The sequence below is a fragment of the Nocardia sp. NPDC004718 genome (assembly GCF_053601535.1).
Map to the genome: position 1 here is coordinate 251,507 of NZ_JBSGCA010000001.1, position 19,037 is coordinate 270,543.

Below are 19,037 nucleotides of genomic sequence, written 5' to 3' on the forward strand. Positions count from 1 at the left end.
CGCATGACCGAGACTTCCACCGTCGCGGCGACGGAACGGACCGAGACCACGGGCGCGCCCGTGCTGGACGTGGTGATACCCGTCTACAACGAAGAGACCGACCTCGGCGTGTGCGTGCGCAGACTGCACGCCTACCTGCGCGAGGGGTTCCCGTTCCCGGCGCGCATCACGGTCGCCGACAACGCGAGCACCGACGCCACGCTCCAGGTCGCCCAGCTGCTCGCGGAGGAATTGGACGATGTGCGCGTCGTCCATCTGTCCGCCAAGGGGCGCGGTCGCGCGCTGCGCGCGGTGTGGGAACACTCGGACGCGCAGGTGGTCGCCTACATGGACGTCGACCTGTCCACCGACCTGAACGCCTTGCTCCCGCTGGTCGCGCCGCTGATCACCGGGCATTCGGACCTGGCCATCGGCACCCGGCTCGACGCCGCGTCCCGCGTGGTGCGCGGACCCAAGCGCGAGATCATCTCGCGCTGCTACAACCTGCTGCTGAAGGCCTCGCTGCGCGCGCACTTCTCCGACGCGCAGTGCGGCTTCAAGGCGATGCGCACCGAGGTGGCGCGCCGCCTGCTGCCGCTCGTGCACGACGGGGAATGGTTCTTCGACACCGAATTGCTGGTGCTCGCCGAGCGGGCGGGCCTGCGGATTCACGAGGTCCCGGTGGACTGGATCGATGACCCGGACAGCCGCGTCGACATCATCGACACCGCCCGCAAGGACCTGCTCGGCATCTGGCGGCTGGGTCGGGCGCTGGCGACCGGCGCGCTGCCGCTGGAGGAACTGCGCCGCTCGGTGGGCCGGGAACCGCTGGTGCCCGGGGTGCCGCTGGGCATGGTGGGTCAGCTGGTGCGGTTCGCGATCGTCGGTGTGTTGAGCACGCTGGCCTACCTGCTGCTCTACGTGGCGCTGCAACCATTGACCGGCGCGCAAGTGGCGAACTTCGCCGCCCTGCTGATCACGGCGGTGGGCAACACGGCGGCCAACCGGGCCTTCACCTTCGGCGTGCGCGGCTCGAACGGGGCCGTGTCGCACCAGTTCCAGGGTTTGGTGATCTTCGGCATCGGGCTGGCGCTCACCAGCGGTTCGTTGTTCGCGCTGCATCGGTGGGCGCCGGACTCCTCGGTGCATCTGGAACTGTTCGTCCTGGTGGCGGCGAACCTGGTGGCGACGCTGCTGCGGTTCGTCGGGCTGCGCTGGGTGTTCCGCGACAGCGGAGGCGAGCGTGCGTCGAACGCACCGGGGAACGCCGCGGAGGTTCGTCGATGACGGCGACTCTGACCGCGCAACCGGTCGCGGCCGAACCGCGGCCCCGGGCCGAACGGAACTGGGAGTTTCCGGCGCTGGCGGCGCTGCTGCTCGGCACGGCGGTGGCCTATCTGTGCAATCTGAGCGCCAATGGGTGGGCGAATTCGTTCTATTCCGCCGCGGTGCAGGCGGGCTCGGTGTCGTGGAAGGCGTTCTTCTTCGGGTCTTCCGACGCGGCCAATTCGATCACCGTGGACAAGCCACCCGCCTCGCTGTGGTTGATGGAGCTTTCGGTGCGAGCCTTCGGGCTGGGCAGCTGGAGCATCCTGGTGCCGGAGGTGCTGCTCGGCGTGGCGAGCGTGGCACTGCTGTGGGCGACGGTGCGCAGGCCGTTCGGGCCCGCGGCCGGATTGCTCGCCGGGTTGGCGCTGGCGGTGACGCCGGTCGCGGCGTTGATGTTCCGCTTCAACAATCCCGAAGCGCTCTTGGTGTTCTTGATGATCGCCGCCGCCTGGGCGATGACCCGGGCGGTGGAGGACGGCCGCTGGCGGTGGCTGGTGCTGACCGGCGCGCTGATCGGATTCGGCTTCCTCACCAAACAATTGCAGGTGCTGCTGGTTGTTCCGGCGCTCGCGCTGACCTACCTGCTCGCGGGCCCGCCGAAGCTCGGCAAGCGCGTCCTGCAACTCTTCGCGGCCGGGGCCGCGATGGTGGTGGCCGCGGGCTGGTGGCTGCTCGCGGTGGAGTTGTGGCCCGCCTCGACCCGTCCGTGGATCGGCGGCTCGCACCAGAACTCCATCCTGGAACTCACCCTCGGCTACAACGGGCTCGGCCGGCTCAACGGCAACGAGCGCGGCAGCGTCGTACCGGGCGGCGGTGAGCTGCCGCCGGGCGGCAACGGCATGTGGGGGGAAACCGGCATCACGCGGATGTTCGAACCGGCACAGGGCGGTCAGATCGCGTGGTTGATCCCCGCCGCGCTGGTCGCGCTGGTCGTCGGGATCCTCCTGCGCGGCAGAGCGGCTCGCACCGACCGGCAGCGCGCTTCGCTCGTCCTCTGGGGCGGATGGCTGCTGGCGACCGGGCTGGTGTTCAGCTTCATGGCCGGCATCTTCCACCAGTACTACACCGTCGCCCTGGCTCCGGCCGTCGCCGCGCTGGTCGGCGCGGGCGCGGTCCTGGCGTGGCGGGGGCGGCATCGGCTGTGGGTGCGGCTGGCGTCGGCACTCGCGGTGGGTCTCACCACGGCGACCGCGTGGATGCTGTTGTCGCGCAGTCCGGAATGGCAGTCGTGGCTGCGCTGGACGGTGCTGGTCGTCGGCGTGCTCGCGACACTCGCCGTGGTCGTTCCCGCGCCCCGCAAGTTTGCCGTGGTGTCGGCGCTTGCGGTCGCGTTCACCTTCCTGGCCGGGCCTGTCGCCTATGCCGTCGACACCATCGCGACGCCACACGCCGGTTCGATTCCTTCGGCGGGGCCGAACGTCGCGATGCGCGGGCGGCCACCGTGGGGCGAAGGCATGCCCGGCATGGGTCGCCGCATGCAGAACGGAACGAGCACGGGCCGCGACGGCGCCGCGCAAGCACCGGGTGGCACACCGCCGGACGGAGGTTCGCCGGGTCCGCAGGGCACGGCACCGGACGGCCGAATTCCACAGCCGGGCAGCCGACTTCCGGGCTCAGGACCGCAGGGCACCGCGCCCGGCGGACAGGCACCGGACGGCACGGTGTTCCCGCAGGGAACGGGCGGTATGCCCGGAGACGGCGGTCCCGGTCCCAATGGCGGCGGTGGGATGGGCGGCCTCCTCGGGGCGAGCGAACCGAGCGCGCAGATCGTGTCCCTGCTCGAGCAGAACGGCGGCGACTACACCTGGGTGGCCGCGGCCATCGGCTCGAACAGCGCCGCGGGCTTGCAGTTGGCCACCGAACTCCCGGTGATGCCGATCGGCGGCTTCAACGGCAGTGACCCCTCGCCGACGCTGGAGCAGTTCCAGCGGTATGTCGCCGAAGGGAAGATCCACTACTTCGTCGGCGGCGGCCGCGGCGGGCCCGGTTCATCCAGCTCCTCCCCCAGTGCGCGGATCTCGCAGTGGGTCGAGGAGAACTTCACCGCCATCCAGGTGGACGGGGTCACCTTGTACGACCTGACCGCTGCCCACTGAAACCACGTGATGCGGCCCTGCCGCCCTGCATCCCTCGGGGCCGCATCGCCTTCCAGTGTTCAGCGCATTCCCCTGCACTCGCTGAACACCGCATCCGCACCGGCGTCATACCCTCGGCGCCGGTGCGGACCGCGTTTTCGACGTCTTCGCGTGGCTACCGGACGGACTCGATCCACTCGGCGAACGTCGGGCCTGCGAGCTTGGCGTGCGGGCCAGGGAGGAGTCCACCGTTTTCGAACACCTCACGATCGGGATTGTCCTGGTCGCTCACCTCGACGACGTGTGCGGGTGCGCCGCGGCGGGCGGCAAGCAGAGTTGCGGCATCGGCCATCGTTTCCGGTTGCGGGCCCGCGATTTCCGGGAATGGAGCCGCGGTGGTCTCGGGCGCGGGGCCGAGCGCCAGGCGGACCAGTTCCTCGGCGACGGTACGCGCGGCGACCAGTTGGGTGCGCATCCCGGCGAGGTAGGCGGTGTCTCCCTGGGTGCCCCACCCCATCATCAGCTCGACCAGTTCGTGGAACTGCGCCGCACGCAGGATCTGCACCGGCAGCGGTCCTTCCAGCAGCGCTCGTTCGTGGGCCAGCTTGGCCGCGTTGTATCCGGCGGTGGTGCCGTCGATGCCGATGATCGATGCCACCACCAGTCGCTCGACCCCTGCCTTCTGTCCCGCTTCGTGCAGATTGCGCGCGGCCGCGGTGAAGAAGGCCGTCGCCACCTCCCGGTCCGGGGACGGCGTGCTGGAAACGTCGATCACTACGCGCACACCATCCAGCGCATCGACCAGGCCCCGCCCGGTCTCGATGTCGACACCGTCGGCCCGGGAGAAGGCGACCACGTCGTGCCCCTGCTCGTTCAGCACATCCACCACGTGCCTGCCCAGCCGCCCGGTCGCGCCCGCTACCGCGATCTTCGTGCCCTTCGCCATGGTCCTCACTCCTTGTGTCGCTGCGTCGTTTCGCGTTCACAGGAAGGACGACGCGACGTCGGCGAGTGTGACATCGACGCGAAGGCGCTCGGAGTTGTCACCGGCGCAGGCTATTCGAGCGTCAGGTCTTGGCACACCGCAAAACTCCAGCGATGATGATCGGATGCGTGACAGCGCACGGAGCCGGAGCCCGGAGCGCATCAGGTCACGTGTCCACCGCGAACATTCAGGGAAACAGTTGAACGCTTTCACGAAACTGGCCGTGACGGTGGTCAGCGCACTGGTCGCAACCGCGCTCACCGTCGGATTCGCCGCCACCGCGTCGGCCGCGCCCGTCGACCGCACCGAACCGATCGCCGCGGCGACCAGCGAGACTCCGCAGGTGACCTACATCAAGGCGTGCCTGCCGCCCGGCGACACGATCGAACTGCGCACGGGAATCGGCGCCGCGATCGGCGCCGCGGTCGGCGCGCTGGTCGGCCTGCCCGTCTTCTTCGTCGGCGCGATCCCCGGCGCGATCATCGTCGGCCTGATCGGCGCCGCCATCGGAGCCTCCTCCTACGCCATCGATTCCGGGCGCCTCGAGCAGCAAGGATTGTGCTGATCTGTCACAGCGCATGAGCGCGCCGAGTTCGGCACAGCCCTAAGCGAATTCGTTGAACATGAGGGGCGCGAGTTGTCTGTCGCGCCCCTACCGATTCGCGCGATCACATGCACCGGGACATCGGGACCCGGTAAGCGGCGCTTCCCACACAGGGAGGCAAAAAGTGATACATGTTACATTTCCTAATGGTAATACTACTTTCGTAGTAGCCGTATCGTTAGACGAGCTCACGGTTTCGGCGTTGCCCTCGGAACCGCACCGAACAGGTTGTCCGGCAACGGTTCCGCCGATCGATCGTCATCTGATGAAGGAAAGTTCATGGCAACTGTCGCACCGGCGACAACTGTCGTTGTCGCGCAGGCGACGGAACTATCGACCGCGCGTAGCCGACCGCCGCGAGCCGCGCTCGCCCTGGGCGCGGCCGTCGTGTTCACCGCGATCTCCCTGGCGGCCTGGCTGCTGTTCTTGCGGCCGAACTGGGAAATGTACTGGCACCAAATAGATCTGCAGGTCTACATGTGGGGCGGCAGAGCCGCCGCCCTGCACCCGGATCAGTTGTACACCGCCCGCGGCCCGATGTTCCTGCCGTTTCTCTATCCCGTCTTCGCCGCGTGGATCTGCGCCGAATTGGCGCGGTTCCCGATCGACTACATCGGCACCGGCATGGTGGTCACGACGCTGATCTCCCTGTATGTCAGCGTGTGGTGCACCGCTGTGCTGATGCGGTATCGGCGTGGGCTCGGCATGTCGGCGATGACGCTCGCCGTCGGCAGCGCCGCGCTCTGGCTCGAGCCGGTGCAGCAGACCTTCCGCTTCGGGCAGATCAGCATGATCCTGATGGCCATGGTCTTGGTCGACCTGGCCACGCCGAAGCGCCGCTGGAGTCGCGGCATCCTCATCGGTATCGCCACCGGCATCAAGCTGACGCCCGCGGTGTTCATCGTCTATCTGGTGATCACACGCCAATTCAAGGCCGCTGCCGTCGCGGTGGGCGCGTTCGCGGCCACGGTCGCGGCCGGGCTCTGGTATCGGCCGACCGAGGCGATCCAGTTCTGGACCACGACTGTGGCGTCGCAGAACCGGATCGGCTTCGCGTACGTGCAGAATCAGTCGCTCAACGGTGTGCTCGGCCGCCTGCAATGGACCACGTGGGACAGTCATGTGCTGTGGCTCTTCGGCGCCGGTGGGCTCGGTCTGGCCGGGTTGGCCGCCGCGCGGATCGCTTACCAGCGGGGAGAGGAGATGCTCGGCGTCCTGCTCGCCGCCGGTGTGACGCTGCTGTGCTCACCGATCTCCTGGACGCACTATTGGGTGTGGGTAGTGCCCGCGCTCGTCTGGGCTGTGCACGCGCTCTCCCCACGGGCGCGGACGGCAGGCATCGCCGCGGTCACCACGATCGCACTGTTCGCCTTCGCGTGGCCGATGCAAGTCGACTCGATCGGAGCGTGGGATCAGACGCTGCCGCTGCTTCCGCAAGGCCTGATCTGGTTCGTACCCCAGACCAACGGCCGGGAATTCCATTGGACCGTCGTGCAATTCCTGGTCGGCAACTCCTACGCTCTGCTCACCCTCGGCGCCATGGTCGCCGCGATAGCCCTGCTCCTGAGCGCGCCGAGACCGGCACCCAGTGACCCGATCGCGGACTCCCGCTCAGCGAGGAGCGTGCAAAGCGGCGTGTAGCGTGGCCGCCCATTGCTCGACTATGCGCTTGCGGCGGGCCGAGTCGTCGGTGAGGACGTCGGCCAACCCCAGGCCGCGGGCCATGTCCAGGGTCGCCTGGACCAGATGATGGGTGACCGGATCGGAGTCGTCCACGCCGAGGGCCTCGATCGCGCGACGGTGCGACGCGCGGCCGAAGCGGGCTTCCAGCGGGACGATGCGTTCGCGCAGCACCGGGTCGGCCGCGGCGTGCGTCCACACCTGCAACGCGGCTTTGAACAGCGGACTGGTATACGACTCGACCAGCCCCGCCACCACCGCCTCCGTACGGCCGACGCCGTCGCCCAGCTCCCTCAGCGACGACGCCTCTTGCACCGCCTGCCCGCCGCGCGTGTCGAACATGAACTCCAGCGCGGCGGTGATCAGATCCTCCCTGGTGGGAAAGTGATGCTGCGCCGCGCCACGCGACACCCCGGCCCGTTCGGCGACGACCGCGACCGTCGCGGCGGCCCAGCCCATCTCGGCCAGACAGTCGATGGTCGCCTCGAGCAGGCGCTGCCGGGTGGCTCGGCTGCGGTCCTGCTTGGGTTCGTGAGGTGTCGCCATGGTCGTTATTCTGCCCAGCTCGGCGGGCGGCGCTGCAAAAAGGCCAGCATGCCCTCGCGCACTTCGGGGGTGCCGAAGAAGCTCGCCGAACGCCGCGCGAGCTCCTCGGCGGAGGCGTCGAACTCCGCGAGGATGCCCGCGTTGACCAACCGCTTGGCCTCGGCCAGCCCCTGTGGGGAACCCTTGCGCACTTCCCCGCACAGCCGCGCCACCTCGGCGGCCGGGTCGTCGGCGGTCACCGTGACCAGGCCGATCTGCTCGGCGACGGCGGCGTCGAACTTCTCGCCGGTGAGGTAGTACCGGCTGGCCGCGCGCGGATCGAGCCTGGGCAGCAGGGTCAGCGAGATCATGAACGGCGCCAGCCCGATCCGCACCTCGGTGAGCGCGAAACTGCTGCCCCGCCCGGCCACGACGATGTCGCAACCGGCCACGATGCCCATGCCGCCCGCCCGCACGTTGCCGTCGATCCGCGCGATCACCGGCTTCGGGATCTCCACCAGCCTGCGCAGCACGCCGATCATGACCCGGGTGCGCTCGTCGGCGGCCACGGCCGGATCGGCGTCGCTCGCCTCGCTCAGATCGGCGCCCGCGCAGAAGGTGGTGCCGGTGTGCGCGAGCACGACGACGCGCACCTTCTCGTCGTCGGCGGCGTCGTCGAGTCCGCGCAGCAGCTCGGCGACCAGCTTGGACGACAGCGCGTTGCGGTTGTGCGGCGAGTCGAAGGTGAGCGTCGCCACGCCGCCGCTCACCTCGTAGCGGACGAACGGAGCCGTCTCGGTCATGCGCGTCCTCTCAGTACGACTTCGGCAGGCCCAGCGAGTACTGGGCGACGAAGTTCAAGACCATTTCCCGGCTCACCGGCGCGATGCGGCCGATGCGAGCGGCGGCGAGCATGGCGGCCAGTCCGACGTCCTTGGTCAGTCCGGAGCCGCCGTGGGTCTGGACGGCCTGGTCGAGCGCCTTGATGCTGGCTTCCGCCGCCGCGTATTTCGCCATGTTGGCGGCCTCGGCGGCGCCCATCTCGTCGCCCGCGTCGTAGAGGGTCGCGGCCTTCTGCATCATCAGCTTCGCCAGCTCCACTTCGACCTTCACCTGCGCCAGCGGATGCGAGATGCCCTGGTGGGCGCCGATCGGCGTCTTCCACACCGTGCGCTCCTTGGCGTATTCCACCGCGCGTTCGATGGCGTAGCGACCCATGCCGACGGCCATCGCGGCACCCATGATCCGCTCCGGGTTCAGGCCCGCGAACAACTGCATCAACGCCGCGTCCTCCTTGCCGACCAGCGCGGTGGACGGCAGCCGGACGTCGTCGAGGAACAGGTTGTACTGGTGATCGGGCTCGATGATGTCCATCTCCTGCGCCGTCTTGGTGAAGCCTTCGGCGTCGGTCGGCACGATGAACAGGGCGGGCTTGAGCTTGCCGGTCTTGTGGTCGGAGGTGCGGGCCACGATCAGCACGGCCTCGGCCTGGTCCACGCCGGAGATGAAGATCTTGCGGCCGTTGAGGATCCAGTCGTCACCGTCGCGACGCGCGGTGGTGGTGATCTGGTGGGAGTTGGAGCCCGCGTCCGGCTCGGTGATGCCGAACACCATCTTTCCGGAGCCGTCGGCGAGCTTGGGCAGCCATTCCTGCTTCTGCTCGTCGGTGCCGTACTTGGTGATGATGGTGCCGCAGATGGCCGGGGAGACCACCATCAGCAGCAGGCCCGCGCCCTGCGCGGACAGCTCCTCCAGCACCAGCGACAACTCGTACATGCCCGCGCCGCCGCCACCGTATTCCTCCGGCAGGTTCACGCCGAGGAAACCGAGTTTGCCCGCCTCCTGCCACAATTCGTCCAGCGGCTCGCTCTTGCGCGCCTTCGGCAGCACGTAGTCGCGGTAGTTGTACTTCGCGGCCAGCGCGGCGACGGCGGCCCGCAGCGCCTTCTGCTCTTCGGTCTCAATGAAAGGCCCACCCGTCGCCCGGCCGCCGCCCCTCACCGAATCGCTGCGCGATGCTGTAGTCATAACTTCTCCTGGAGTTCTACGGGTTCGACGACCGCGAGCACGGCGCCGACGTCGACCTGCTGGCCGACGGTGACGTTGACGGCGCTGAGCACACCCGCGGCGGGCGCGGCGATGGTGTGCTCCATCTTCATCGCCTCCAGCCACAGGATCGGCTGGCCCTGTTCGACGTGGTCGCCGACCTCCGCGCCGAGCCGGATCACGCTGCCCGGCATGGGCGCAAGCAGGGAGCCGGTGGCCACCTGGTCGGCCGGGTCGCTGAAGCGCGGCAGCCTGCGCAGGGCCACCGGGCCGAGCGGTGAGTCGACGTAGACTTGGTCGCCGTAGCGGGCGACCTCGAACTGCCTGCGCACCGGGCGGCGCTCACCCGGGACCGACAGCACGACGCGATCGGGAGCCGACTCGACGAGAGCGAGACCGTCGTGACCGTCCACGGTGACGGCGGTGCGGCCGAACCGGTAACCCACCTCGTGCGTTCCGGTAGTGCGGCTTTCGTAGGACTTGCGCTGTGACTGCGAGGGGAGATTGCGCCACCCGCTGGGCAGCCCGCCGCCGACCCGCGCGCTGCCCCGGTTGGCGGCGGCGTCGGCGAGCGCGGCGGCCACAATGGACAGCGCCTCGTCGGACTCCGACACCAGCGGCGCGGCCAGGGCGTCCAGCCCATGCGTGGTGAAGAACGCGGTGTCGGTGTCACCCGCCAGGAACGCCGGATGACGCAGCACGCGCACCAGCAGGTCGCGGTTGGTGACCAGGCCGTGGATCTTCGCGCGGTGCAGCGCCGAAGCCAGCAATCGTGCTGCCTCGCTGCGGGTTTCGGCGTAGGAGATGACCTTGGCCAACATCGGGTCGTAGTGCACGCCGACCACCGAGCCGTCCACCACGCCTGTGTCGAGCCGCACGCCCGGGCGGTCCAGCTGGTCGAACTCGGTGAGCACCGACGGGATATCGATCCGGTGCACGGTCCCGCTCTGCGGCTGCCAGTCGTGCGCCGGGTCTTCGGCGTAGAGCCGGACCTCGATCGAATGCCCGTGCATAGCGGGCGGTTCGGCGGGCAACGCGCCGCCGACGGCGACGTCCAGTTGCAGGCCCACCAGATCCAGCCCGGTGGTGCACTCGGTGACCGGATGCTCCACTTGCAGGCGGGTGTTCATCTCCAGGAAGAAGAACTCGCCTTGCTCGTCGGCGAGGAACTCGACGGTGCCCGCGCCGGTGTAGCCGATCGCGCCCGCCGCCAGCCGCGCCGCCTCGAACAGCCGCGCCCGCATGCCCTCGGTGCGCTCCACCAGCGGCGACGGAGCCTCCTCGAGCACTTTCTGGTGGCGGCGCTGGATCGAGCACTCACGCTCGCCGACGGCCCAGATCGTGCCGTGCGTGTCGGCCATCACCTGGACTTCGATATGCCTGCCGGTCTCCAGATAGCGCTCGCAGAAGACCGTCGGATCGCCGAAGGCGGATTCCGCCTCGCGCCGGGCGGCCTCGATCTGCGGGGCCAGGTCGGCCAGTTCGCGCACCACGCGCATGCCGCGTCCGCCGCCGCCGGCGGACGCCTTGATCAGCACCGGCAGGTGTGTCTCGGTGACCTCGGCCGGGTCCAGTTCGGCGAGCACCGGCACGCCCGCGGCGTCCATCATCTTCTTCGCGGCGACCTTCGAGCCCATCTGCTCGATCGCCTCGACGGGCGGCCCGATCCAGACCAGCCCGGCGTCGAGCACGGCCTTGGCGAATTCGGCGTTCTCGGACAGGAATCCGTATCCGGGATGGATGGCGTCGGCGCCCGCGGCGAGCGCGGCCTCGATGATCAGCTCACCGCGCAGATAGGTCTCCGCGGGTGTGTTGCCGGGCAGGCGCACCGCGGCGTCCGCCTCGGTGACGTGCGGCGCGGCGGCATCCGCGTCGGAGTACACCGCGACGGTGCCCAGACCCGCCCGGCGGCAGGTCGCGAAGACCCGGCGGGCGATTTCGCCCCGGTTGGCGACGAGAACGTTCGTGATATCCGCACCTGTCATGTTCGGCCTCACATTCGGAAGACGCCGAAGCCATCGGCGCCTTTGATCGGGGCGTTGTGAATGGCCGACAGGGACATTCCCAACACGGTGCGGGTATCGCGCGGGTCGATGACGCCGTCGTCGTAGAGCCGCCCGGACATGAACATCGCCAGCGATTCGGCCTCGATCTGCGCCTCGACCATGGCGCGCATTCCGGCGTCGGCCTCCTCGTCGAACGGCAGGCCCTTGGCTTCGGCGGCGGCCCGGCCGACGATCGAGATCACGCCCGCCAGCTGCGCACCGCCCATGACGGCGGATTTCGCACTGGGCCAGGCGAAGACGAAGCGCGGATCGTAGGCTCGGCCGCACATGCCGTAGTGGCCCGCGCCGTAGGACGCGCCCATCAGCACCGAGATGTGCGGCACCTTCGAATTGGAGACCGCGTTGATCATCATCGCGCCGTGCTTGATGATGCCCCTCTGCTCGTACTCCTTGCCGACCATGTAGCCGGTGGTGTTGTGCAGGAACAGCAGCGGGGTGTTCGTCTTGTTGGCCAGCTGGATGAACTGGGTGGCCTTCTGCGATTCCTCGGAGAACAGCACACCGCGCGCGTTGGCCAGGATGCCGACCGGGTAACCGTGCAGCTCGGCCCATCCGGTGACCAGGCTGCTGCCGTAGAGCGGCTTGAACTCGTCGAAATCCGAGCCGTCCACGATGCGGGCGATCACCTCGCGCGGATCGAACGGGATCTTCAGATCCGACGGCACGATGCCGAGCAGATCCTCGGGGTCGTAGAGCGGCTCGATCACCTCGGCGCGCGGGGCGGGACCCTGCTTGCGCCAGTTCAGCCGCTTGACGATGGAGCGGCCGATGCGGATCGCGTCCTGCTCGTCCACGGCGTAGTAATCCGCCAGGCCGGAGATCCGCGCGTGCATGTCCGCGCCGCCGAGGGATTCGTCGTCGGATTCCTCACCGGTGGCCATCTTGACCAGCGGCGGACCGCCGAGGAACACCTTGGAGCGCTCCTTGATCATCACCACGTGATCGGACATGCCGGGGATGTACGCGCCGCCCGCGGTGGAGTTGCCGAACACCAGCGCGATGGTCGGGATGCCCGCCGCCGACGCCTGGGTGAGGTCGCGGAACATCCGGCCGCCGGGGACGAAGACCTCCTTCTGCGTGGGCAGATCCGCGCCGCCGGATTCCACCAGCGAGATCACCGGCAACCGGTTCTCGCGCACGATGTCGTTGATCCGCAACGTCTTGCGCAGCGTCCACGGGTTCGAGGTGCCGCCGCGCACGGTCGGATCGGGCGCGACGATCATGCACTCGACGCCCTCCACGATGCCGATGCCCGCGATGGTGCTGCCGCCGACGTGGAATTCGCTACCCCAGCCCGCCAGCGGGCACAACTCCAGGAACGGCGAGTCCTCGTCGACGAGCAGCTCGATGCGCTCGCGCGCGGTCAGCTTGCCGCGCTTGCGATGCCGCGCCAGCTTGTCCGGCCCACCGCCCGCGATGGCTTTGGCGAACTCCGCGTCGACCTCGGCGAGCTTGGCCGTCATCGCCTCCGCGGCCGCCTCGTACTCGGGCGCGGCGGTGTCCAAGGTGCTGCGCAAGATGGTCATGACTGGTACCCCAATCGCTTCGCCGCCAGTCCGGTCAGTATTTCGGTAGTGCCGCCGCCGATCCCGAGGATGCGCATATCCCGGTACTGACGCTCGATCTCGGATTCGCGCATGTAACCGAGGCCGCCGAACAACTGGACGGCCTGGTTGGCCACCCACTCGCCCGCTTCCACCGCGGTGTTCTTCGCGAAACACACCTCGGCGATCAGGTCGGTCTCGCCTTCGGCGCTGCGCTGCACCACATCCCGGGTGTAGACGCGGGCCACATCGATCCGACGCGCCATCTCGGTGACCGTGTTCTGCACCGCCTGCCTGCTGATCAGCGGGCGGCCGAAGGTCTCGCGATTGCGCACCCACTCCAGCGTCAGCTCCAGGCAGCGCTGCGCGCTGGAATACGCCTGCACCGCCAGGCCGACGCGCTCGCTGACGAACGCGCCCGCGATCTGGTAGAAGCCGGAGTTCTCCGGGCCGACCAGGTTCTCTACCGGCACCCGGACGTCGACGTAGGACAGTTCGGCGGTGTCGGAGGCCAGCCAGCCCATCTTGTCCAGCTTGCGGCTGACCGTGAAGCCCGGCGTGTCCTTGTCGACGATGAGCAGCGAGATGCCGCCGGAGCCCGGCCCGCCGGTGCGCACCGCGGTGACCACGAAGTCGGCGCGGACGCCGGAGGTGATGTAGGTCTTGGCGCCGTTGACGATGTAGTGGTCGCCGTCGCGGCGCGCGGTGGTGGTGAGGTGCCCGACGTCGGAGCCGCCGCCGGGCTCGGTGATCGCGAGCGATCCGATCTTCTCGCCAGCCAGCGTCGGCTTCACCCAGCGCTCGATCTGCGCGGCGTTGCCCGAGGCGATGATGTGCGGCACGGAGATGCCGCAGGTGAACAGGGAGGCGAACAACCCGCCGGACGCACCGGCCTGGTGCATCTCCTCGCAGACGATCATCGCGTCCACGCCGTCGCCGCCGGAACCACCCGCGGATTCCGGGAACTGCACGCCGAGCAGGCCGAGCGCGCCCGCCTTCTTGTGCAGCTCGCGCGGGATCTCACCGGCGCGCTCCCAGCCGTCCAGGTACGGCAGGATCTCGCGTTCCACGAATCCGCGCACCGTGGAACGCAATTCGCGTCGTTCCGGCGTTTCCCAGAGTTTCGTCATGTCAGCAGCTCCACTGGAATGTCGAGGTGACGAGACCGCAGCCATTCGCCGAGTCCCTTGGCTTGCGGGTCGAAGCGGGCCTGATAGGCCACGCCCTGGCCGAGCAGGCCTTCGATGATGAAGTTCAGCGCCCGCAGATTGGGCAGGACGTGCCGGGTGACGGTCAGCGAAACCGCTTCCGGGAGGAGTTCTTTGATGCGCTCCACGGTGAGCGTGTGCACCAGCCAGCGCCATTGCTCGTCGGTGCGCACCCACACACCGATATTCGCGTCACCGCCTTTGTCACCGCTGCGTGCCAGCGCGATGGTTCCCAGCGGCACGCGGCGAGTTTCCCCGGCGGGCAGCGGTTCCGGAGCGGGCGGCTCGTCGACGGCGGCGAGTTCGGCCGTCTCCGTCGCCGGGGCGATCTCGACGCGGGCGCCGTCGGGCAGCACCGCCGTGTGCGGCACTTCGGCGGCGTCGACGAACCCGGGCGTGAACACGCCGTAAGGAGAACCGTTGCCCGGCAAGGTGGTGAAGCTGCACCCCGGATAGCTGGCCAGCGCCAGCTCCACCGCGACGTTGGAGAACGCGCGTCCGACCTTGTTCGGGTCCGGGTCGCGCACCACGCAGCGCAGCAGTGCGCTGGCCTGCTCCTCGGTGTCGGCGTCCGGGCGGTCCAGGCGGGCCAAGGTCCAGGTCAGCTCGGACGGTCGGCTCGGCAGCCAGGACTCCAGTTGCCGTTGCGCCAGTTCCGCTTTCGCTTCGATGTCCAGACCGGTGAGCACGAATTCCATCTCGTTGCGGAAACCGCCGAGGGTGTTCAGCGAGACCTTGAGCCGGGGCGGCGGGGCCTCACCGGTGACGCCGCTGATCCGCACCCGGTCCGGGCCGTCCTGGTCGAGCCGGATGGTGTCCAGGCGGGAGGTGACGTCGGGCCCGGCGTAGCGCGCCCCCTGGATCTCGTACATGAGCTGGGCCTCGACCGTGTCGACGGTGACCGCGCCGCCGGTGCCCGCGTGTTTGGTGATGACGCTGCCGCCGTCGGCGCGGATCTCCGCGATCGGGAAACCCGGCCTGCCCAGATCGGCGAGCTCGGTGAAGAAGGCGTAGTTGCCGCCGGTGGCCTGGGTGCCGCACTCGATGACATGCCCGGCCACCACCGCGCCGGCCAGGCGGTCGTAATCCGTTCGGCTCCAGCCGAAGTGGGCGGCGGCGGGGCCGACGATCACCGAGGCGTCGGTGACCCGGCCGGTGACCACGATGTCCGCGCCCGCGTTCAGGCATTCGACGATGCCCCACGCGCCGAGGTAGGCGTTGGCGGTCAGCGGCGCGCCGAAGCCGAGGTCACCGGCGCGCGCGAGGAGGTCGTCACCCTCGACGTGCGCGATCTTGGCGTCCAGTCCGAGGTCGGCGGCGACTTTACGCAGACGCTGCGCCAGACCGGCCGGGTTCAGGCCGCCCGCGTTCGCCACGATGCGCACGTTGCGTTCGAGCGCCAGCCCGAGGCAGTCCTCGATCTGCTTGACGAAGGTCTTGGCGTAGCCGAGATCCGGGTCCTTCATCCGGTCCCGGCCGAGAATCAGCATGGTGAGTTCGGCGAGATAGTCGCCGGTGAGGACGTCGAGCTGTCCCCCTTCCAGCATCTCGCGCATGGCGCCGAGCCGGTCGCCGTAGAAGCCGGAACAGTTGCCGATCCGGAGCACGTCCGGGTCGGCGGCCAGCATACTCATCAGCGGGAATGCCTCCTGTACGGCGAACCGTCAGGATGAGCCGCATGCCGCACCCGTGAAGTCCGCGTTCCGCGACCAGCATCACACCGGGGCCAGAAAAAAGCAAGCATGCGTGCTTGTTAATTGCCGACCCGCCGCCCCGGCCACCGGGAGACCGAGCGGGCTGGAGCAAGATGGCACCGTGTCCAGCGACGTCACCGTGATCGTTCTGTTCGCCCTGGCGGGCTTCCTGCTCGGCGGCGTTTACACCACCTGGAGGACGGCCCGGCCGCTGTCCATCGCGCTCGCCGTCTGCGCCGCCCTCGCGGCGGGCGGCGCGCTGGCCTGGTGGCTCGGATAGATCGAGCGGAGAGGCAGCCGCTCAGCCCCTCGACAACCGGAAGATTCGCAGGTCCTCGGGGACACCGTTGAGTGGCGCAGCGAAGAAGCTGCGGCGATACGGCTTGGCCGCCAAGCCCAGCTCCGCCAGCGTCTCCGGCCGCAGCCCCTGGAGCGTGGCCTCCGACAGCATGGTGTTGCCGTTGCCGCCCGCCTCCATGACCCGGGCCGCGATGGTGACGTCCACCCCGAGCCAGTCGCCCCCGAGCTCACGCGGGGAACCGGTGTGCAAACCGATCCGCATCTGCGGGGTATAGCCGCGCACCTGCACGTCGGCCAGGTTGCGCTTCGCGGTCACGGCGGCGCGCACCGCCCGGTCGGCCGAAGGGAACACCGCCATGACCCCGTCGCCCATGCGCTTGACCACGTGGCCGCCCCGCTCGGCGATCGGCGGTTCGATGGCCTTGGCCACCTTGCGCAACAGTTCCAGGGTGGCCTCGTCACCGGCCGACAGCGACCAGCGCGAGAAGGCCACCAGATCGGTGAACATGACAGTTACTTCTTGGCTACCTTTACCGCGTCCCATCCGCTCCAGAGCGGCCTGCCAGACCTGCAAGGCGCCGAAGCCGATCTCCCGCGCGGCGCTCGGTGCGTCGCCGACCAGTTTGTCCGCCGCGCGCGCGACCGCTCGCGCCCCGCCGGGCCCGGAAACCGACAGCGGGTCGCCGAAAGCGGGATCACCCGGCAGTTGCTGCCGCGCCTTGCGCAGCACGCCGATCAGGTCCGCCCGCTGATTCGCCGCGCTCACCAGCCCGGATATCTGGCCACGACGTCGCCCGCCGGAACGGCGGGGAGCAGCGTCCGGATCGGACGGCTCCAACGGAATGACCACCTCGGGCGGCACCCCTCCCTCGGCCTCCGGCCCCGACCCCGGCTCGGCGCCGCCGGAAGGTGTTTCATGCACGCCCCGAGGGTATCTCAGCCGATCCGACGTCGGCAGGTTACCGATCATCACCATGTGCCACCTCCGCTGCGAACCTCGGCGAGCACACCGTCGGGCCCGGCATTGGATAACGAGCTGGTTGCTGCACCGAGGCTACTCGGGCGAGAAGGGGTCTCGGAACCGGCAAGCGGCATAGTTTCCTCGATGTTCACACGCACGATCGGCCCGGCGCGAGGGTTCGCACCGGGCCGATCAGGGCACCGTCCGCCGGGCAGTGACGGGCGGTGGGGGGAGCGCCGGACCTCCCGACAAGGTCGGCGCACCGTCAACCCGAGTGGCGAGGGAAGGCGACTCGGGTCGTCAAGGGAACTCGTCTCAAGCGTCGCGCTGGTTCACCACGACCAGCGACGCGCCGAAGACGATCGCGACGAAGACGGTGAAGTACAGCAGGCTGCCCCAGGGTCCCCAGTGCCAGTTGGCCGTGGACGGGGAGGCGCTCATGAAATGGTTCGCGTTCGCGAACGGCAGGAACGGGGTGACATTGCGCCCGAAGCTGCCGAACGCCCCGAGCAGCCCCTCGATGAGCAGCGGCCACAGCACGATCAGCGAGATCGCGGCGGCGGATTGCCGCACCAGCACGCCGACGCCGACCGCGAGGACGACGCACAGGAACGCGTAGATCGGGATGGAGTAGACCTCACGCCAGTCGGCCGCGCTGGACAGAGTGAGCGCCGCGCCCGCGTCCGGCCCGCTGATCGCCTTGGCCACCACGTAGGCGACGAACGCCAAGGCGATGGTCAGCAGCGCGCCGTACACGCTGACCAGCCCCGCCTTGGTCAGGACGACCTTGGCCCGGTGCGGCGTCGCCTGGAACGTCGTCCGGATGATGCCGAAGCGGTATTCGCTGGTCACGGTCAGGGTGGCCATGATCATCAGGACCATCACGCCGAAACCGCTGATCCCGGCCACCGCGGTGGAGACCGTCAGGTCGATCGCGCCTTCCTTGCCGTAGGACGCGCGCGCCACCGAGGCGAGCAAAGCGGCCATGCCCAGCGCGAGGGCGATGACGATCGCCGAGCACCACCAGGGCGACCTGGTCGAGGTGAGCTTGATTCGTTCCGCTGCCAGCACGCCCATCAGAGCGCACCTCCCATCACCTGATCGAAGCCTTCGCCGTGGTACTCCACCGCGCCGCCGGTCATCCGCATGAACGCCTCTTCCAGCGACGCGCGCTGCGGGGCCAGCTCGAACAGCGTGATGCTGTTCTCGCCCGCGAGCTTGCCCACCGCGTCACTGGAGACGCCCGCCACCATGAGCGCGGGGCCGTCGGCACTCGCGCCGTCCTCCCGGACGGTCATGCCGTTGGAGGTGAGCACGCTGCGCAGCTGGTCGAGTTGCGGGCTGCGCACCCGGACCGTCTGCTCCGAGGCGCGTTCGATGAACTCCTGGGTGGTGGAGTCCGAGATCAGCTTGCCGCGCCCGATCACAACCAGGTGCTCGGCGGTCTGCGCCATCTCCGACAGCAGATGGCTGGAGACCAGCACCGTGCGGCCCTCGGCGGCCAGCCGCTGCATGAAGCGGCGGATCCACAGGATGCCCTCCGGATCGAGGCCGTTCACCGGCTCGTCGAACAGCAGCACCTCCGGGTCGCCCAGCAGCGCGCCGGCCAGGCCGAGCCGTTGCGACATGCCGAGCGAGAAGCCGCCCGCCGACTTGCCCGCCACCTCGGACAGGCCGACCAGCCGCAGCACCTCCTCCACCCGGGACTTGGCGATGTCGTTGGAGGCGGCCATCCACTCCAGATGAGCCCGCGCCGACCGGTTCGGATGCACCCACTTGGCGTCCAGCAGCGCACCGACGATGCGCAGCGGATGGTCCAGCTCGTGGTACGGCCTGCCTTTGATCAAGGCGGTGCCCGCGGTGGGCTTGTCCAAGCCGAGGATCATGCGCATGGTGGTCGATTTGCCCGCGCCGTTCGGTCCGAGGAACCCCGTCACCTGCCCGGGGCGAACGGTGAAGGTGAGATCCTGCACCGCTACGGTCTGCCCGTAGTGCTTGGTGAGGCCTTTCAGCTCGATCATGCCGCCCAGCATTCCGCAAA

General features: G+C 69.1%; 16 protein-coding genes. 5 read left to right on the forward strand and 11 right to left on the reverse strand.

Annotation, left to right across the window (positions count from 1 at the left end; translation table 11 throughout):
* Nucleotides 1–3: 3 nt before the first annotated feature.
* Both ACWEH3_RS01380 and ACWEH3_RS01385 read left to right on the forward strand, forming a co-directional pair.
* Nucleotides 4–1,266 carry a glycosyltransferase gene (locus ACWEH3_RS01380; RefSeq protein ID WP_450015418.1) on the forward strand — a complete coding sequence of 421 codons (1,263 nt, stop codon included), beginning with the start codon at nt 4–6 and terminating at the stop codon, nt 1,264–1,266.
* Nucleotides 1,263–3,404, forward strand: coding sequence for a glycosyltransferase family 39 protein (locus tag ACWEH3_RS01385; RefSeq protein ID WP_450015416.1), 2,142 nt, complete (start codon nt 1,263–1,265; stop codon nt 3,402–3,404). Before ACWEH3_RS01380 ends, ACWEH3_RS01385 begins: the two co-directional genes overlap by 4 nt.
* Nucleotides 3,405–3,558: 154 nt before the next feature.
* Here ACWEH3_RS01385 and ACWEH3_RS01390 read toward each other — a convergent pair whose 3' ends face one another.
* Complete coding sequence (locus tag ACWEH3_RS01390; RefSeq protein WP_450015414.1) at nt 3,559–4,329, reverse strand: SDR family oxidoreductase; 771 nt, start codon at nt 4,327–4,329, stop codon at nt 3,559–3,561.
* A gap of 238 nt (nt 4,330–4,567) precedes the next feature.
* Here ACWEH3_RS01390 and ACWEH3_RS01395 point away from each other — a divergent pair, with 238 nt between their 5' ends.
* Together ACWEH3_RS01395 and ACWEH3_RS01400 are read left to right on the forward strand one after the other, a co-directional pair.
* Nucleotides 4,568–4,933: a hypothetical protein gene (locus ACWEH3_RS01395; RefSeq protein WP_450015412.1), complete on the forward strand. Its 366-nt coding sequence runs from the start codon at nt 4,568–4,570 to the stop codon at nt 4,931–4,933.
* A 318-nt stretch (nt 4,934–5,251) separates the two neighbouring features.
* Nucleotides 5,252–6,613 carry a glycosyltransferase 87 family protein gene (locus ACWEH3_RS01400; protein ID WP_450015410.1) on the forward strand — a complete coding sequence of 454 codons (1,362 nt, stop codon included), beginning with the start codon at nt 5,252–5,254 and terminating at the stop codon, nt 6,611–6,613.
* On the opposite strand, the gene ACWEH3_RS01405 is transcribed toward ACWEH3_RS01400, so the two are convergent.
* From ACWEH3_RS01405 to ACWEH3_RS01435, 7 genes are read right to left on the reverse strand one after another with little or no spacing between them, the layout of a single operon-like run.
* Nucleotides 6,584–7,198 (reverse strand): TetR/AcrR family transcriptional regulator, encoded by a 615-nt coding sequence (locus ACWEH3_RS01405; protein WP_450015408.1) that lies wholly within the window; start codon nt 7,196–7,198, stop codon nt 6,584–6,586. The genes ACWEH3_RS01400 and ACWEH3_RS01405 overlap by 30 nt on opposite strands.
* A 5-nt stretch (nt 7,199–7,203) precedes the next feature.
* Nucleotides 7,204–7,980, reverse strand: a complete 777-nt coding sequence (locus ACWEH3_RS01410) for an enoyl-CoA hydratase family protein (RefSeq protein WP_450015406.1) — start codon at nt 7,978–7,980, stop codon at nt 7,204–7,206.
* Nucleotides 7,981–7,990: 10 nt separating this feature from the next.
* The gene (locus tag ACWEH3_RS01415) at nt 7,991–9,205 is read right to left on the reverse strand and encodes an acyl-CoA dehydrogenase family protein (RefSeq protein WP_450015404.1); all 1,215 of its coding nucleotides are present in this window, start codon (nt 9,203–9,205) and stop codon (nt 7,991–7,993) included.
* Nucleotides 9,202–11,208 (reverse strand): acetyl/propionyl/methylcrotonyl-CoA carboxylase subunit alpha, encoded by a 2,007-nt coding sequence (locus tag ACWEH3_RS01420; RefSeq protein ID WP_450015402.1) that lies wholly within the window; start codon nt 11,206–11,208, stop codon nt 9,202–9,204. Before ACWEH3_RS01420 ends, ACWEH3_RS01415 begins: the two co-directional genes overlap by 4 nt.
* An 8-nt stretch (nt 11,209–11,216) precedes the next feature.
* Nucleotides 11,217–12,815, reverse strand: a complete 1,599-nt coding sequence (locus ACWEH3_RS01425; protein WP_450015400.1) for an acyl-CoA carboxylase subunit beta — start codon at nt 12,813–12,815, stop codon at nt 11,217–11,219.
* A complete protein-coding gene (locus tag ACWEH3_RS01430) occupies nt 12,812–13,963 on the reverse strand; it encodes an acyl-CoA dehydrogenase family protein (RefSeq protein WP_450015398.1) in 1,152 nt (383 codons plus the stop codon). The genes ACWEH3_RS01425 and ACWEH3_RS01430 overlap by 4 nt, the downstream gene beginning before the upstream one ends.
* Complete coding sequence (locus tag ACWEH3_RS01435) at nt 13,960–15,675, reverse strand: acyclic terpene utilization AtuA family protein (protein WP_450015396.1); 1,716 nt, start codon at nt 15,673–15,675, stop codon at nt 13,960–13,962. The genes ACWEH3_RS01430 and ACWEH3_RS01435 overlap by 4 nt, the downstream gene beginning before the upstream one ends.
* A 181-nt stretch (nt 15,676–15,856) precedes the next feature.
* On the opposite strand from ACWEH3_RS01435, the gene ACWEH3_RS01440 reads away from it, so the two are divergent.
* On the forward strand, nt 15,857–16,015 hold the full coding sequence (locus ACWEH3_RS01440; protein ID WP_356962800.1) for a hypothetical protein: 159 nt from the start codon (nt 15,857–15,859) through the stop codon (nt 16,013–16,015).
* Nucleotides 16,016–16,036: 21 nt separating this feature from the next.
* On the opposite strand, the gene ACWEH3_RS01445 is transcribed toward ACWEH3_RS01440, so the two are convergent.
* The 3 genes from ACWEH3_RS01445 to ACWEH3_RS01455 form a co-directional block, all read right to left on the reverse strand.
* Complete coding sequence (locus ACWEH3_RS01445; RefSeq protein WP_450015394.1) at nt 16,037–16,957, reverse strand: adenylate/guanylate cyclase domain-containing protein; 921 nt, start codon at nt 16,955–16,957, stop codon at nt 16,037–16,039.
* Between the two features lie 354 nt (nt 16,958–17,311).
* Complete coding sequence (locus ACWEH3_RS01450; protein ID WP_450015392.1) at nt 17,312–18,073, reverse strand: ABC transporter permease; 762 nt, start codon at nt 18,071–18,073, stop codon at nt 17,312–17,314.
* Nucleotides 18,073–19,017 carry an ABC transporter ATP-binding protein gene (locus ACWEH3_RS01455; protein ID WP_450015390.1) on the reverse strand — a complete coding sequence of 315 codons (945 nt, stop codon included), beginning with the start codon at nt 19,015–19,017 and terminating at the stop codon, nt 18,073–18,075. The genes ACWEH3_RS01450 and ACWEH3_RS01455 overlap by 1 nt, the downstream gene beginning before the upstream one ends.
* Nucleotides 19,018–19,037: the final 20 nt, after the last annotated feature.